Source organism: Bradyrhizobium sp. 33ap4 (assembly GCF_032654765.1).
GTDB lineage: Bacteria > Pseudomonadota > Alphaproteobacteria > Rhizobiales > Xanthobacteraceae > Bradyrhizobium > Bradyrhizobium australafricanum.
Window position 1 is genome coordinate 34611 of record NZ_JAUMTJ010000066.1, and the last position, 16579, is coordinate 51189.

At 64.8% G+C, this 16579-nt stretch carries 8 protein-coding genes; 5 read left to right on the top strand and 3 right to left on the bottom strand.

What is annotated here, in order from left to right; all coding sequences use genetic code 11:
• Nucleotides 1-122 precede the first annotated feature (122 nt).
• Both Q2M23_RS36000 and Q2M23_RS36005 read right to left on the bottom strand, forming a co-directional pair.
• Nucleotides 123-3296, bottom strand: coding sequence for an efflux RND transporter permease subunit (locus Q2M23_RS36000; RefSeq protein ID WP_168858610.1), 3174 nt, complete (start codon nt 3294-3296; stop codon nt 123-125).
• A complete protein-coding gene (locus Q2M23_RS36005; RefSeq protein WP_316398568.1) occupies nt 3293-4477 on the bottom strand; it encodes an efflux RND transporter periplasmic adaptor subunit in 1185 nt (394 codons plus the stop codon). Before Q2M23_RS36005 ends, Q2M23_RS36000 begins: the two co-directional genes overlap by 4 nt.
• Nucleotides 4478-5342: 865 nt before the next feature.
• On the opposite strand from Q2M23_RS36005, the gene Q2M23_RS36010 reads away from it, so the two are divergent.
• The 5 genes from Q2M23_RS36010 (at nt 5343) to Q2M23_RS36030 (ending at nt 15805) form a co-directional block, all read left to right on the top strand.
• Nucleotides 5343-13328 carry a cadherin domain-containing protein gene (locus Q2M23_RS36010; RefSeq protein WP_316398561.1) on the top strand — a complete coding sequence of 2662 codons (7986 nt, stop codon included), beginning with the start codon at nt 5343-5345 and terminating at the stop codon, nt 13326-13328.
• Nucleotides 13329-13665: 337 nt separating this feature from the next.
• The gene (locus Q2M23_RS36015; protein WP_076834879.1) at nt 13666-14166 is read left to right on the top strand and encodes a phage tail protein; all 501 of its coding nucleotides are present in this window, start codon (nt 13666-13668) and stop codon (nt 14164-14166) included.
• Between the two features lie 12 nt (nt 14167-14178).
• On the top strand, nt 14179-14703 hold the full coding sequence (locus Q2M23_RS36020; RefSeq protein ID WP_168858612.1) for a phage tail protein: 525 nt from the start codon (nt 14179-14181) through the stop codon (nt 14701-14703).
• Nucleotides 14704-14715: 12 nt separating this feature from the next.
• Nucleotides 14716-15249, top strand: coding sequence for a phage tail protein (locus tag Q2M23_RS36025; RefSeq protein ID WP_057021215.1), 534 nt, complete (start codon nt 14716-14718; stop codon nt 15247-15249).
• A gap of 7 nt (nt 15250-15256) precedes the next feature.
• A complete protein-coding gene (locus Q2M23_RS36030; protein WP_244559027.1) occupies nt 15257-15805 on the top strand; it encodes a GNAT family N-acetyltransferase in 549 nt (182 codons plus the stop codon).
• Here the strand turns inward: Q2M23_RS36030 and Q2M23_RS36035 are convergent.
• On the bottom strand, nt 15787-16092 hold the full coding sequence (locus Q2M23_RS36035) for a DUF6916 family protein (protein ID WP_316398564.1): 306 nt from the start codon (nt 16090-16092) through the stop codon (nt 15787-15789). The genes Q2M23_RS36030 and Q2M23_RS36035 overlap by 19 nt on opposite strands.
• Between the last annotated feature and the right edge of the window lie 487 nt (nt 16093-16579).

Consider the following 16579-nt stretch of genomic DNA (forward strand, 5'->3'; position numbering starts at 1 on the left):
AACGCGCGTCTCGAAGGGTCGACGGCCCGGCCGGTGGCCGTGCATCCTTCGAGACGCCTGCTTCGCAGGCTCCTCAGGATGACGGGCAAGGACTTGCTGCTGCGGAACGTTGGGTGCCGCCCTCAACCCGCCACGGTTGCCTTGGGCTCGGCCGGCTTGCCCTCGTTCTTTCCTTCCGCGAGGTTGCGCACCACCATGTAGAAGATCGGCGTGAAGATCAGGCCGAACAGGGTGACGCCGAGCATGCCGAAGAACACGGCAACGCCGACCGCCTGCCGCATCTCCGAGCCCGAACCGGTCGATACCACCAGCGGCAGCACGCCGAGGATGAAGGCGAACGAGGTCATCAGGATCGGCCGCAGACGGAGCCGGCAGGCCTCGATCACCGCGTCCAGCCGCGACCTCCCCTCGAGCTCGATGTCGCGTGCGAACTCGACGATCAGGATCGCGTTCTTGGCGGCCAGCCCCACCAGCACCACGAAGCCGATCTGGGTCAGGATGTTGACGTCCTGGCCCATCAGGCGCACGCCGATCGTGGCCGCGAACAGGCACATCGGCACGATCAGGATCACCGCGAACGGCAATGTCCAGCTGCCATATTGCGCGGCCAGCACCAGATAGACGAACAGCACGCAGATCGGGAACACGTAGAGGCCGGCATTGGCGCCGGTCACCTGCTGATAGGACAGGTCGGTCCACTCGAACGAAAAGCCACTCGGCAATGTCTGGTCGGCGAGCTGCTTGATGGTGTTGAGCGCCGTCGTCGAGCTCACGCCGGGTGCCGGCTCACCCTGCAGTTCGGACGCCGAGTACAGATTGTAGCGCGCGACGCGGTCGGGTCCCGAGACGTCCTTGAAGTCCACGATGCTGCCGAGCATCACCATGTCGCCGGCGACGTTGCGGGTGCGCAGCCTTGCGAGATCGGGGCTGTCTTTCCGGAACGGCAGATCGGCTTGCGCGGTAACGTGATAGGTGCGGCCGAACAGGTTGAAGTCGTTGACATAGGTCGAACCAAAATAGGTCTGGATCGTGTCGTTAATGTTGGCGATCGGCACCCCGAGCTTCTGCGCCTTGACGCGATCAATGTCGACGAACAGCTGCGGCGTGTTCGCGGTGAACGGCGAGAACACCGACGTGAGAGACGGCGATTTGCGCGCGGCTGTCACCAGTTCATCGGTCGCGGAAGCCAGCAGTTCGGGTCCGCGCCCCTGCCGGTCCTGGACGCGGATGGTGAAGCCACCACCGGTGCCGATGCCGGGCACGGCCGGCGGCGGAATGACGATGATGAAGGCGCCCTGGATCACCGACAGACGCTTGCGCAATTCGGCCGTGATCGCGTTCGCCGTCAGCCCCTTCTTCAGGCGCGCCTCCGGCTCGTCGAATACCGGGAACAGCGCCGCGGCGTTACCCTGCTGCGTGCGCGTCGCACCGGAGAAGCCGGCGAAAGCCGCGACGCGAACGATGCCCGGCGTATCCAGCGCAATCCGCTCGATCTCGCGCACAACAGCGGTGGTCCGCGCCAGCGACGCGGCGCCCGGCAGCTGCGCCGAGATGATGACGTAGCCGCGGTCCTGCGCCGGAATGAAGCCCTGCGAGGTGGTCGCGAGCAGCCAGCCGGCGCTGCCGATAAGTACGAGGTAGAGCGCAAGCATCACCACCGTATGCCGGATCACGAAGTCGGCCACCGATGCATAGCCGTGCGCGAGCCGGTCAAACACGCGGTTGAACAGCGCGGTGAAGCTGTCCCAGCCGCGCGCGATGATGTTCCAGCGCGCCGGCGGGCGTTTCGCCTCATGCGGCACCAGGATCTGCGAGGCCAGCGCCGGCGACAGCGTCAACGAGCAGAAGCAGGAGATCGCGGTCGCGACCGCGATCGTCACCGCAAATTGCTGGAAGAACTGCCCGGAAATGCCGCCGAGGAAGGCGGTCGGCACGAACACCGCGCACAGCACCAGCGCGATCGAGACCAGCGCGCCGCCGACCTCCTCCATGGTCTTGAGCGCAGCGTCGCGCCTGCTCATGCCGTGCTCGAGATGCCGCTCGACATTTTCGACCACCACGATGGCGTCGTCGACCACGATGCCGACCGCCAGCACGAGGCCGAACAGCGTCAGATTGTTGATCGAGAAGCCGAGCGCCGCCATCACCGCGAAGGTGCCGACCAGCGACACCGGGATCGCGATGATCGGGATGATCGCAGGCCGCCATCCCTGCAGGAACACCAGCACCACGATGACGACGAGCGCCATGGCCTCGTAGATCGTCTTGATCAGCTCGTGGACCGATTGGGCGATGAATTCGGTCGGGTTGTAGCCGATATTGTAGTCGAGCCCCTTCGGGAAACTCGCCTTCATCCGCTCCATCGTGTCGGAGATGCTCTTGGCGGTGGCGAGCGCGTTCGATCCGGGCCGTTGCGTCACCAGCAGGGCGACCGCGGATTTGCGCAGCAGGAAGCTGTTGGTGGCGTAGGACAGCGCGCCGAGCTCGACGCGGGCGACGTCGCGCAGACGTACCGTGCGGCCGTCGGAGCCGGCCTTCACCACGATGTCCTCGAACTGCCTGATGTCCTTGAGGCGGCCGGTGAAGACGAGGTTCGGCTGGAATGCGCGATCGGCGATCGGCGGCTCGGCGATCTGGCCGCCGGCGATTTGCAGGTTCTGCGCCCGGATCGCCGCCAGCACCTCGGTCGAGGTCAGACCGAGATTGGCGATCCGGTCGGGATCGAGCCACAGCCGCATCGAGTAATCGCGCGCGCCGAACATCTGGATGTCGCCGACGCCATCGAGCCGCAACAGCTGGTCGCGGACCTGCAGCAGCGCGTAGTTGGAGATGTAGAGCTGGTCGAACGTGTCATCGGGCGACAGCATGAACACGACCATCAGGATGTCGGGCGAGTTCTTGCGCGTGGTCACGCCGTTGCGCTGCACCTCTTCGGGCAGCCGCGGCTGCGCGATCGCGACGCGGTTCTGCACCAGCACCTGGGCCTTGTCGAGGTCGGTGCCGAGCTTGAAGGTCGCTGTGATGGTGAGCTGGCCGTTCGACGTCGCCTGGCTGTAGAGATACAGCATGTCCTCGACGCCGTTGATCTCCTGCTCGATCGGCGCGGCGACGGTGTCGGACACGGTCTGCGCCGAGGCGCCCGGATATTGCGTGGTGACGACGACGGTCGGCGGCACCACTTGCGGATATTCCGAGACCGGCAGCGTCGGATAGGCGATCGCGCCGACGATCAGCAGCACGATCGACAGCACCATCGCGAGGATGGGCTGGTTGATGGAGAGCCTGCCGAGATTCATGGTTTGGCACCTGAGGCGGGCTTGTCAGCGGCCGCGGGCTTGTCGCCTGCGGCGGGCTTGGAATCCGCCGGAGCCTGCGCCATCTTCGGCGTCACCTTGGCGCCGACGCGGGCGCGCTGCAGGCCGTCGACGATCACGTGATCCTCCGCCTTGAGGCCTTCGCGGACGACGCGCAAGCCATCGTCGAGCGGCCCGAGCGTGACCGCTCTTGCTTCCACCGTGTTGTCGTCCTTGACCACGAACACGATCTTGCGCGACTGGTCGGTGGCAACAGCGCTGTCCGGGATCAACAGCGCCTCATAGGGCGAGGAGCCGATGATACGGACGCGGCCGAACTGGCCGGGCAGGACCGACAGATCCTTGTTCGGAATGATCGCGCGGCTGCGCAGCGTCGCGGTCGAGACGTCGAGCCGATTGTCGAGGAAGTCCATCTTGCCTTCATGCGAGGGCTTGGTCTCGCCGGTCAGCGTCACCTGCACCGGGTTCGCGGTGTCGCGCGAGCTCGGCCGCCTGCCTTCGAACCACAGCTTGCTATTGCGCTGATAGGTCGCCTCGTCGACGTCGAAATAGATGTAGATCGGATCGAGCGACACGATCGAGGTCAGCAGCGTCGCGCCGCCCTCGCTGCCCTGCACGAGATTGCCCGGAGTGACCAGATGCCGGCTGACGCGGCCGGTGATCGGCGCCAGCACATGGGTGAATTCGACGTTGAGCTGCGCGGCCTTCAGCGTGCCCTCGGCCTGGGTCTCGGCGGCGCGTGCCGCCTGCAACGCCTGACGGCGCTGATCGACGACTTGCTCCGAGACCGCGCTGGTCTGCACGAGGTTCAGCCCGCGCTCGAGATCGCGCTTGGCAAGCTCCCCCTTGGCGCGCGCGTCGGCCAGCTGGCCTTCGGCCTGCAGCACGACCGCCTCGAACGGCCGCGGGTCGATAATGTAGAGCAGATCGCCGGCGTGGACGATCGCACCATCCTTGAACTCGACGCTGTTGACGAAGCCGCCGACACGGGCGCGGACCTGAACCTCCTCGATCGCCTCGAAGCGGCCGGTGAACTCGTCCCAGTCGGTGACGGTGCGCTTGACCGGTTGCGCGACGGTCACGGGTGGCGGCGGAGGCGCGGCCTGCGATTGCGCGCTCTTGTTGTCGCAGCCGCCGAGCGCCAGCGCGGCCAGCAGCCCGATCGGCGCAAGGCCGAGCCAAGGCTTGAGCGACGGGCCACGCGAGGCATGGCGGCGAAGCGAATGACGCTCGACGCCGGTCACCGGAGCCACACGCCCCGTTCTGTCGATCGAACTCAATTCCCTCTCCCCCAGGATCAGTGCAGGGCTACGAAAGTCGCAATTGAACTTGCGGTGATTCAACGCGGATGGACCACCGCAATGTCGCGGCAGCGGACGTCACAGATGTAGCCGCCCCCCAGTCTGTTCAAGATGGCCGCCGGATCAAGCGAATAGTTGCGCAATCTGAAAGCCTTACGACGTGATCGCAAAGCCGTGACGACAGGAAGGGACAGATTCACTGGCCTTTCGGGTGAGGAGAGATCACAGACGGCTTGCCGGGAATCAATCACAAGGCGAATCACCGACACATGTTCGTCACACAACGACAATTCCGCCTGCGGCGCAGAAACCACCGGGGGTCGCACAAGATTAAAAATGGTCGAGTTCCCACACTCTACCTCCCGCTGCATGGCCGAATCGTGGTTAACGGCGCGGTGTCACGTGGACACACATTGACACTCGGAAGCATCGACAATACGGTCGTGGTTGCCAACCGGTAAATTTTCTTGGCCGCCGCGCTTTTCTCGAACATTCATTGGGCCTTTCTCGCGGCGTGAGTGAGTGGAAGCGATTACGTAATGGCAAGCGCATTTGAACTTGCTGATGTCGGGACTCCGCAACCGTCGCGGTGTCCGCATATTGCGAGCAGACCGGTGCGATCTCGGATCGCAAGTAGTCAACCTCAACGTGTGAACTGCTTCACACCTCGTCGTCCCCAAAAATTGTAGTTAGTTGATCGGCTTTCACGCCGATCGCGGGAGTACTCATGACGACCATACCTGCCTATACAATCGGTGGTTTAACCCGCCCCGAGCTTCATCTCGATCCGAGCGGCAATATCATTCTGGATCCGGCCGCGCAGGCGTTCGTCAATACGTATGGTCTGCAATATCTTTACCTAGGCTGTCCTCCCGGCACGCCGTGGCCGCCGGTGCCCGGCTTCCTATCGCCTCCGACCGACGCCAATTCCGGCGCCAACACGGTCGTTGAGGGCGCCGCAGCCAGTACGTCGGTCGGCATCACCGCGCAATCCACCAGCCTGATCGGTCTTCCGGTCACCTATTCGCTGGCGTCCGATTCCTCGCATGGCGGCTTCAAGGTCGATCCGAATACCGGCGTCGTGTCGATTGCCGATCCCTCCAAGGTCGATTTCGAGAGCTCCGGCGGCAGCTACGTTGTCAATGTGCAGGCGACCGACGGTATCTTCGTCTCGTCGCAGAGCTTCACGATCGCGGTCAGCAATGCGCCGCCCTCGACACCGACCGACGGCAACGCCACCGCCAACGCCGTCAACGAGGGCGCCGCGGTCAACACCTCGGTCGGCATCACCGCGTCGTCGGCCGACGTCAACGGCCCCGGCGTCACCTACTCGCTGACATCGGATTCCTCCAATGGCGGCTTCAAGATCGATCCCACCACCGGCATCGTCACCGTCGCCAATTCCACCAAGATCGACTTCGAGACCGCGCCGGGTCACGCCTACACCATCACGGTCCAGGCCAGCGACGGCCATGGCGGCGTCAGCTCGCAGAGCTTCACGATCAACGTCAACGACGTGGCGGTCAGCACCCCGGTCGACGTCAATGCCGCCGCCAACAGCGTCGTCGAAGGCGCTGCCGTCAATACGCTGGTCGGCATCACCGCCTCCGCGGTCGATCCGAACGGCCCCGCAACCACCTATTCGCTGACCGGCGACACCTCCGGCGGCGGCTTCACCATCAATGCCACGACGGGTGTCGTCACCGTCGCCGATCCGAACAAGCTCGATTACGAGAGCGCGCCGGGCCACGCCTACACCATCACGGTGCAGGCGACGAGTGGCGCGACCACGACGACGCAAACCTTCACGATCGGCGTGACCGACGCCCCGCCGTCGGCTCCCACCGACTCTGACGCCGCGACCAACACAGTGGTCGAAGGCGCCGCCATCGGCACCGCCGTCGGCATCACCGCGCACGCCACCGACATCAATGGCGGCACCGTGACCTATTCGCTGGTCGGCGATGCCCACGGCCTCACCATCAACGCCGCGACCGGCGTCGTCACCGTCGCCGATCCCACCAAGGTCGATTTCGAAACCGCGCCCGGCCACGCCTACACGATCACCGCGCAGGCCAGCGACGGCACGCAGACCAGCACGCAGACCTTTACCGTCAACGTCACCGACGTTGCGCCGGCGGCCCCGGTCGACAGCAATGCTGCCGCGAATACCGTCGTCGAAGGCGCGGCCGTCGGCACCACGGTCGGCGTCACCGCATCCTCGACCGACATCAACGGCCCGGCGGTAACCTATTCGCTGACCGGCGACACTTCCGGCGGCGGCTTCACCATCAACGCGACAACGGGCGTCATCACCGTCGCCGACCCGAGCAAGCTCGATTACGAAAGCGCGCCCGGCCACGCCTATACCGTCACCGCGCAGGCCAGCGACGGCACCCTTGCGACCTCGCAGACCTTCACCATCGCCGTCACCGAAGCCCCGCCGTCGACCCCGGTCGACAGCGACGCCAGCGCCAATGCGATCGCCGAAGGCGCGGCCAACGGCTCGACCGTCGGTGTCACGGCGTCGTCGATCGACGTCAACGGCCCGCCCGTGACCTATTCGCTGATCGGCGACACCTCCGGCGGCGGCTTCACCATCGACGCGACAACCGGCGTCATCACCGTCGCGGATGGCAGCAAGCTCGATTACGAGAGCAGCGGTCCGACCCATTCCTACACCGTCACCGCGCAGGCCAGCGACGGCACGACGGCGAGCTCGCAAACCTTTACGATCGCCGTCACCGACGTCGCGCCGTCGACCCCGGTCGACTCCGACGCCGGCGCCAACACCGTCATTGAAGGCGCAGCCAACGGCTCGACCGTCGGCATCACCGCGTCGGCGACCGACATCAACGGTCCGGCCGTGACCTATTCGCTGATCGGCGACAGCTCCGGCGGCGGCTTCACCATCAATGCCGCAACCGGCGTCGTCACGGTCGCCGATTCGAGCAAGCTCGATTTCGAAAGCTCGGGCGGCAGCTACACCGTCACCACGCAAGCCAGCGACGGCACGCTGGCGAGCTCGCAGACCTTCACCATCAACATCGCAGATGTTGCGCCGTCGACGCCGGTCGACGGCGACGCCGCCGCCAACATCGTTGTCGAAGGCGCGGCTGCCGGCACTGCGGTCGGCATCACCGCGCACGCGACCGACGTCAACGGCCCGGCCGTGACCTGGTCGTTGATCGGCGACACCTCCGGCGGCGGCTTCACCATCGACCCGACGACCGGCGTCATCACCGTCGCCGACCCGACCAAGATCGATTATGAGGGCAGCGGCCCGACCCATTCTTATACGGTGACCGCGCAGGCCAGCGACGGCACGCTGGCGAGCTCGCAGAGCTTCACCATCGCCGTCAACGACGCCGCACCGTCGACCCCGGTCGATGCCGACGCCGGCACCAACACGATCGCCGAAGGCGCTGCCAACGGCTCGACCGTCGGCATCACCGCGGCGGCAACCGACGTCAACGGCCCGGCCGTGATCTGGTCGCTGATCGGCGACACCTCCGGCGGCGGCTTCACCATCAACGCGACGACGGGCGTCATCACCGTCGCGGACAGCTCCAAGATCGATTACGAAAACCCGGCCGGGCACGCCTACACCGTCACCGCGCAGGCCAGCGACGGTTTGCTCACGAGTTCGCAGACCTTCACCATCGCCGTCACCGACGTCGCGCCGTCGACCCCGGTCGATGCCGACGCCGGCGCCAACCGCGTTGCGGTCAACGCACCGGTCGGCGCGGGAACCAGCGTCACGGCATCCTCGACGGACGTCAACGGCCCCGCCGTGACCTATTCGCTGGTCGGCGACACTTCCGGCGGCGGCTTCACCATCGATGCGACCACCGGCAAGATCACGGTCGCCGATCCCAGCAAGATCAACATTGCCGACCCGTCCTATGACGTCACGGTCGATGCGAGCGACGGTACGCTGCACAGCCAGCAGACCTTCACCATCGCCGTCGTGGTCGACCAGGCGCCGGTCGTCACCGCCGGCCACACGCTGAACTACACCGAGAACCAGGCCGCGACCGTGATCGATTCGGCGATCACCGTCACCGACGGCGATGACGCCAATCTGGTGTCCGCGACGGTGCAGATCACCGGCAACTATGCCAGCGGCCAGGATGTCCTCGGCTTCACCAACCAGAACGGCATCACCGGCTCGTTCAATGCCGCGACCGGAACGCTGACGCTGACCGGCTCCTCCAGCGTCGCGAACTACCAGGCCGCGCTGGCGTCGGTGACTTACATCAACAGCAGCGACAATCCGTCCGGGCTGGCGCGCACCGTCACCATCACGACCAATGACGGCACGCTCGACAGCTCGCCGGTCACCGACACCATCAACGTCACCCCGGTCAACGACCCGCCCGTCGTCACCGCCGGTCACACCCTCAATTACACCGAGAACCAGGCCGCGACCGCGTTCGACCCGGCGATCATCGTGTCCGACGTCGACAACACCACGCTGACCGGCGCGACGGTGCAGATCACCGGCAACTACGCGAACGGTCAGGACGTCCTCGCCTTTACGTCCCAGAACGGCATCACCGGCTCGTTCAATGCGGGAACCGGCATGCTGACGCTGACAGGCACCGCCAGCGTCGCCGATTATCAGGCGGCGCTCGCCTCGGTGACCTATCAGAACACCAGCGACAACCCGTCGGGCCTGGCGCGCACCGTCACGATCATCGCAAACGACGGCACGGCGACCTCCACGCCGGTCACCGGCACCATCAACGTCACGCCGGTCAACGATCCGCCGGTCACGACCGCCGGCGGCACGCTGAACTACACCGAAAACCAGGCCGCGACCGTGATCGATGCGTCGGTCAACGTGACCGACGTCGACAGCGCCAATCTGACCGGCGCGACGGTGCAGATCACCGGCGGCTTCGCCGCCGGCCAGGACGTGCTGGGCTTCGTCAACCAGAACGGCATCACCGGCTCGTACAATTCCGGGACCGGCGTGCTGACGCTGACCGGCTCCGCCAGCGTCGCCAACTACAAGGCCGCGCTCGATTCCATCACCTATTTCAACTCGAGCGACAACCCATCCGGGGCGGATCGCACCGTCAGCTTTACGGTCACCGACGGCACCGACAGCAGCAACACCTCGACCTCGACCATCCACGTCACGCCGGTCAACGATGCGCCGGTCGTGAGCTTCGGTGCCATCACCGGCTTCTCCGAGCCGCCGAACGGCACGCCGGCAGCGAACTCGACGCCGGTCACGATCACGCCGAACCTGACGATCACGGACGCCGAAGGCAATAACCTGACCGATGCGACCTTCGTTCTGAACAATCTGAAGCCGTCGGATGCGCTGTCGATCGCAGGCCACGCCGGCAACAGCGGCGATATCGGCGGCATCCACTTCGAGATCACCAGCACCGCCGGTACCGAAACGATCAGCTTCACCGGTACCGACACGCTTGCGCACTACAATGCGGCGCTGGACCTGATCCAGTTCAACAACACCAGCGAAAACCCCGACACCACCGCGCGCTCCTACAGCCTGACCGTGCACGATGACGGCGGTACCGCGAATGGCGGCAGCAACACCGGGACGGGATCGACGACGGGAAGCGTCACCGCGGTGGACGACGGACCCACCGCGTCGGTGCCGGCGGACAATTCGATCGGCACGGCATTCTCGCACACCGACTTCGCGGTTTCAGGACTTTCGGTCGCCGACATCGATGCCGCCAGCGGCAACGTCACGGCGACGATTGCCTCGAGCCATGCGAACCTGACCTTCAATACCGCCGGGCTCGCCAGCTCCACCAACAACAGCAGCCACACGGTGACGCTGACCGGCACCGTCGCACAGGTCAACACCGCGCTGGCGACCTTGACATACAACAGCGACGACGGCTTCACCGGCTCGGATACCGTCACGCTGAACATCAACGACAACGGCAACACCGGCACCGGCGGGCCGCTCACGTCGGGCGCCCAGACCTTCCACGTCGGCGTCGTCCCGCAGGTGTTCTATATCGACAACTCGCCCACGGCGCTGGCCAACAGCGCCAATCTCGGCACCGCGGCCGATCCATACACCTCGATCGCCGCCTACAACGCGGCGAATCCGGCCGGCTCTGGCGACTATGTCGTGCTGAGGTCCGGCACCTATACCGAGGCCAACGGCATCAACCTCGCCAATGGCGTCAACCTGGTCGGCGGCAGTCACTCCCTGACGTTCACCAATCCGGTGACCGGCGCCGTGGTGACCGCCAACACTGCGACCGGCACCGATCCGGTGATCAAGGTGACCGGCGCCGACAACGGCATCGACCTGCTCGGCACCTCGGGCCACAGCATCAGCGGCGTCAGCATCGACACCTCGGCCTCGACCGGCATGGGCATCAGCGACGACAACAACAATGTCGGCACCGTCACGATGTCCGACATCACGGTCAAGACTGCCAGCGGCACCGGCATGAGCTTCACCCATGGCGGCACCATCACGCTGACCGGCACCAACAACTCCATCACGTCGGGCACCGGCACCGCGCTCGATGTCGAGAACACCCAGATCGGCTCGTCCAACCTCATCCTCAAGAGCATCACCTCGAGCGGCGGGTCCAACAACGGCATCATCCTGTCGAACACCGGCACCGCCGCCGGCAACGGCGGCCTGCACATCACCGGCGACGGCTCGACGGCGGGCAGCGGCGGCACCATCGCCAACAAGACCGGCGCCGACGGCAGCACCACGCAGGGCAGCGGCGTCTATCTGAACAACACCAAGGACGTTCAGCTGTCCTATCTGGCGATGCACGACTTCCAGAACTACGGCATCGTCGGCACCAGCGTCACCGGCTTTGCCCTCGGCAACACCACGGTGACCGGCACCAACGGCACCAACGTCGGCGGCATCGGCGAGGGCGACGTCTACTTCACCGGCCTGTCCGGCACGGCGTCGGTAACGAATTCGACCTTCACGGGCGCGGCGCTCGATGCGTTCCACGTCTTCAACAACAGCGGTCAGACACTCAACCGCATCACCATTACCGGCTCGACCTTCGCGACCAATTCGGCGGCCGGAAACAGCTCGGGCGATGCCCTGGTGTTCCAGGCCACCGACGGAACATTCAACGCGACCGTGCAGAATTCGACATTCACGTCGGCGCGCGGCGACCTGTTCCAGCTCGATCTGCACGGCGGCGTCAACTCGGACCTCGTGCTGAACGGAAACAGTTTCTCGAACAACAACCAGAATATCGTCTCGGGCGGCGGCGGCATCACCATCAGCTCCGGCGGGACCGGCGACCACGCCAACCTGACCTTCAACATCGCCAACAATACCATGCGTGATGCCCTCGGCACCGCGCTCGGCATCAGCACGGGATCAGGCGCAAGCTCGTTCAACGGCACGATCGATTCCAACACGATCGGCGTCGCCGGCGTCGCCAACAGCGGCTCCGCCCAGGGCAGTGACATCGGCTTCGTCACGATGGGCGGGGCCAATTCCAGCGTCACGATCACCAACAATCATCTGTATCAGTACAACAACGACGGAATCGAACTGCAGACCGGTGACGCTGCGAACGGCGGCAACGCCCTATTGACCGCGATCGTCATGGGCAACACGGTGTCCAACCCGGGTGCGTTCGGCGCTCATGGCTTCGAACTTAATGCCGGCACGGTCGCGGGCGATGCGCAGAGCGTCTCGTTGACGCTGGGCGGCACCGGCGCCCAGGAAAATCAGTTCCTCGGTTCGGGCGCGACCGGCACCGACATCCGGCTGCGCGATCGGTTTGCCACCACCGTCGGCCTGCACGCGGGCGACGGCTCGTCCTATGGCGGCGGCGCGACCGATACCGCCGCAATCTCGAGCTACGTCCTGGCGCACAATACGGTCACCACGGCGCCGACCATCAGCGTCACGGCGGGCAGCACCAACGGCTTCGGCTCGTCGCCGCTGCTCGCCGCGGATGGCGGCGTGCAGGCCGCCGTCGCGACCCCGGGTGAAACCCACCTGACGCAAAGCCAGCTCGACTCGGTCGTCTCGGCGGCCATTACCCAATGGGCAAAGGCTGGCGTGGACGCGGATCAACTGGCCGCGCTGCATGCCGTCACCTTCAGCGTCGCTGATCTCGCCGGCCAGGTGGTCGGCCTGGAAAGCGCCGGCCACATTACGATCGATGCCGATGCCGCCGGCCATGGCTGGTTCGTCGATTCGACACCGTTTGACAATTTTGAGTTCCCCCACGCGCTCAATGCTTCCGGCTCCGATCTGCAGACCGATTCGTCGACGGCCGCAGCCGGTCATCTCGATCTATTGACCGCCGTGGTCCATGAGTTGGGACACGTGCTCGGCCTCCCCGACCTGACGTCGTCATCCGATGCCAACGACCTGATGTATATCAGTCTCACCGACGGCGAGCGGCGGCTCCCAACCGCCGCGGATGTCACGCAGGCCAACGTGGGATCGGCGAAGGCGATGCCCATGCAGAGCAACACATCCTCGACTCTGAACCGCGACGGCTTCGACTTCTCGTCGTTCACCCAGACACCGTCGCAGGCCAGCACGAGCCACGCGGACCCGGCCGCGAACACCCAGACCTGGTCCGATCTGTTCAGCGGGCACGCCAATGCCGGCACCCCATGGTGGGTCGGCCATGAGGCGACGTTTGCCGCCATGGGCGGCACGCCGACCGACAACCACGCCCAGTTGCACCATGACCTGATCGTCTGACCGGGCACCGTATCGACTACACAACGCCTGCCGAAGCGTTCCGGCAGGCTTGCCTCAGATGGATGGGATCCGCGCTTCCGTCGACCCGGCAAACTTCAATCGCCTCATGATGTCCGCTTGGACATGTCCGATTCGTGACAACGGTCCCGTCAGCAGCGATACCGTCTCGTCGCGAACTGCGAATGGCTCGCGCGGCCGCGGAATCGAAAAAATCGCGGAAACCAGACAATCGTTGAGGTTGCACTAGCCACAAAACACGCTATCGTGCAGACGTTGCACACGCAGCATCATTGCTTCGAATTTTTCACAAATCGTACGGCGTATTCGCGGAGGACCGATGGCCGATCCGTTTCTTTCCGAAGTCCGCATGATGTCGTTCGGCTTTGCGCCCAAGGGTTGGGCATTTTGCAACGGCCAACTGCTTCCCATCGCTCAGAATCAGGCACTGTTCTCGTTGCTAGGTACGACCTATGGCGGGGACGGGCGCGTCACTTTTGGCCTGCCCGACCTTCGAGGCCGGGTGCCGATAAGTATGGGCCCCGGCTATACGCTCGGCCAACGCGGCGGCGAGGAGAGCCACACGCTCACGATCAACGAGATGGCGCAGCACAATCATTTGGCCAACGCCACCAACAGCAACGGTAGCCAGCCGCTCGATTCGGGGGCCTATCTCGGTGCCTTCAACAACGGCTACAGCACGTCGACGACCGACATCACCCCGCTCAATCCATTGACCGTGGGCAATGCCGGCGGCGGCCAGGCCCATCAGAACATGCAACCGTTCCTGACGATCAATTTCAGCATTGCCCTCCAGGGCATTTTCCCCTCGCAGAATTGACGAGAAGCGCCGATGTCAGAATCCTATTTAGGCGAAATCCGTATGTTCGGCGGCAGCTTTGCCCCGGTCGGATGGAATTTCTGTGACGGCAGCCTGTTGGCGATCTCCCAGTACGACGCGCTGTTCAATCTGATCGGCACCACCTATGGCGGCGATGGCCAATCCACCTTCGCGGTCCCCGATCTGCGCGGCCGTGTGCCAATCCACACGGGCACCGCCAGCAGCGGCACGACCTATGCCATGGGGCAGACTGGCGGCGTCGAAAACGTAACACTCACGACGCAGACGATCCCGCAGCATTCGCACGCCTTCATCGCCGCGAAGCAGACCGGCACCGCGTCGAACCCGCAGGGAAATATTCTCGATCAGACGACCGGCACAATCGCGATGTATATCGACGGCCAGCCGCCCGACGGGGCCATGGCAGGCGGAATGCTGACGAATACCGGCGGAAACCTGCCGCACAGCAATTTGCAGCCGCTGCTTTGCGTCACCTTCATCATTTCGCTGTCCGGCATTTTCCCGAGCCAGGGCTAGGAGCGCGACACCATGGCCGACCCCTTCGTCGCCGAAATCCGCATCTTTCCGTTCAACTTCGCTCCCAAGGGCTGGGCCTTCTGCAGCGGCCAGATCCTGCCGATCTCGCAGAACACGGCGCTGTTTTCGCTGCTCGGCGTCACCTATGGCGGCAACGGCACCTCGAATTTCGCGCTTCCCAACATGCAGGGCAACGCGCCGCTGGCGCCCGGACAGGGCCCGGGGCTGTCGCTGTATGACCTCGGCGAGACCATCGGCTCCCCCAATGTGACGCTGCTGCAAAACCAGATACCGCAGCACAACCACCCCGTGAACGTCGGTACGCAGGACACGGCCGACGTTCAAGTCCCGAGCCCGACCCGCATCCTCGGCAAATCGGCCAACGCGTTCGCCTACGTGCCCGGGAGCCCGGCGCCAACACTGACGCAGATGAACGCCACCATGATCGGCATGACGGGCGGCAACCTTCCGCACAACAACATGCAACCTTACCTCACGCTGAACTTCTGCATCGCACTGCAGGGCGTCTTCCCGGCGCGAGGCTGAGCTCGTTTTGGCTCTCGACGCGCCAGGCACCATCACGTCCGCCTTCGGCTGGGCGCGCGCGGCCGAAGTCGGTTGCGGCTTTCGCCGCCTGTCGGAGGCGGACCTGCCGTTCCTCGGCCGCCTCTATGCCTCGACGCGCGCCGAGGAACTTGCGCCGGTGCCGTGGAGCGAGGCCGACAAGGCTGCCTTTCTCGAGCAGCAATTCCGCGCCCAGCACGCGCACTACCAGCAGCACTATCCGAACGCCGATTGGCTGGTGATCGCGCGCCAGGGTGAAGACGTCGGCCGGTTCTATCTCGAACGGTGGCCGAGCCAGCACCGCATCATCGACATCGCCTTCCTGCCCGAGCATCGCGGCAGGGGCTACGGCGAAGCGTTGCTGCGCGACGCGATCGACGAGGCGAAGGCCGCCGGCAAGGACGTCTCGATCCACGTCGAGAAGCTCAACCCGGCGATGCGGCTCTACCGGCGGCTCGGCTTCATCACCGAGGAAGACAAGGGCGTTTACGACCTGATGCGCTGGCGGGCGGCAGAGCGTCAGGTGAAGATCGCCTGATAACCATTGCCGTCCGCGACCGGACCGATCGGCACCAGGAACATCTCGATCACGCCCAATGCCGGATGCCGCACCGGATAGATCGCCTGCGGCAGCCACGCGCCCTTCGGCGCCGTGAACAGCAGCGAGAATGCGCCACCCGGCCGGCCGCTGTTGCCCGCGGGCTCGACCTTGGCGAGCTTCAGCGGCACGACGCGATCCCTCTCCGCCTGCATCGCGAACTCCGCATCCTGATGCGGCGTGAAATCTTCAATATGCAGTTTCGTGAGATCGACGGTGGATGTCATGCGCACGTCCCTGTTGCTTTCGAGGTGTAACACACGCCGCTATGTTGCCGTCAAGATTTCTGCCGGTCATCCGATTTCGACCTGAAGCTTTCACCGTCATTCCGGGGCGTCCTCTGCTTCCACGGGGAGGCAAGTAAACGCAAGACTCGGATGCAGCGCGCCGCGAGGATGCGGATGTATGACTCACGCGAGTGCCACATATTCGATGTCGTCCCGGGCAAGCCACCGGGTCGGCGCGAAGCGCCGCCCGATGACAGGCTCCGCGCGACCCGGGACCCATAACCACCGATGCTAGTCTTGCGAAGGCTGGGGCCCCAGCTTTCGCTAGCAACACACATCGGTGGTTATGGGTCCCTGCTTTCGCACTAGCGTGTCTACACGGTTTTGGGGCGCGACAGATTGACTCGGTACAGCAAGAAGTGGCGTCTCTGCAGCATGTTGTATGATTCTCTCACTGGCGCTTTGATTCGAAGGAGCGCCAGCGATG

Bases quoted from the DNA above. Each gene is read 5' to 3' on its own strand.
- Q2M23_RS36015 (WP_076834879.1), top strand. From the start codon at position 13,666: ATGGCCGATCCGTTTCTTTCCGAAGTCCGCATGATGTCGTTCGGCTTT.
- Q2M23_RS36025 (WP_057021215.1), top strand. From the start codon at position 14,716: ATGGCCGACCCCTTCGTCGCCGAAATCCGCATCTTTCCGTTCAACTTC.
- Q2M23_RS36020 (WP_168858612.1), top strand. From the start codon at position 14,179: ATGTCAGAATCCTATTTAGGCGAAATCCGTATGTTCGGCGGCAGCTTT.
- Q2M23_RS36000 (WP_168858610.1), bottom strand. From the start codon at position 3,296: ATGAATCTCGGCAGGCTCTCCATCAACCAGCCCATCCTCGCGATGGTG.
- Q2M23_RS36010 (WP_316398561.1), top strand. From the start codon at position 5,343: ATGACGACCATACCTGCCTATACAATCGGTGGTTTAACCCGCCCCGAG.
- Q2M23_RS36035 (WP_316398564.1), bottom strand. From the start codon at position 16,092: ATGACATCCACCGTCGATCTCACGAAACTGCATATTGAAGATTTCACG.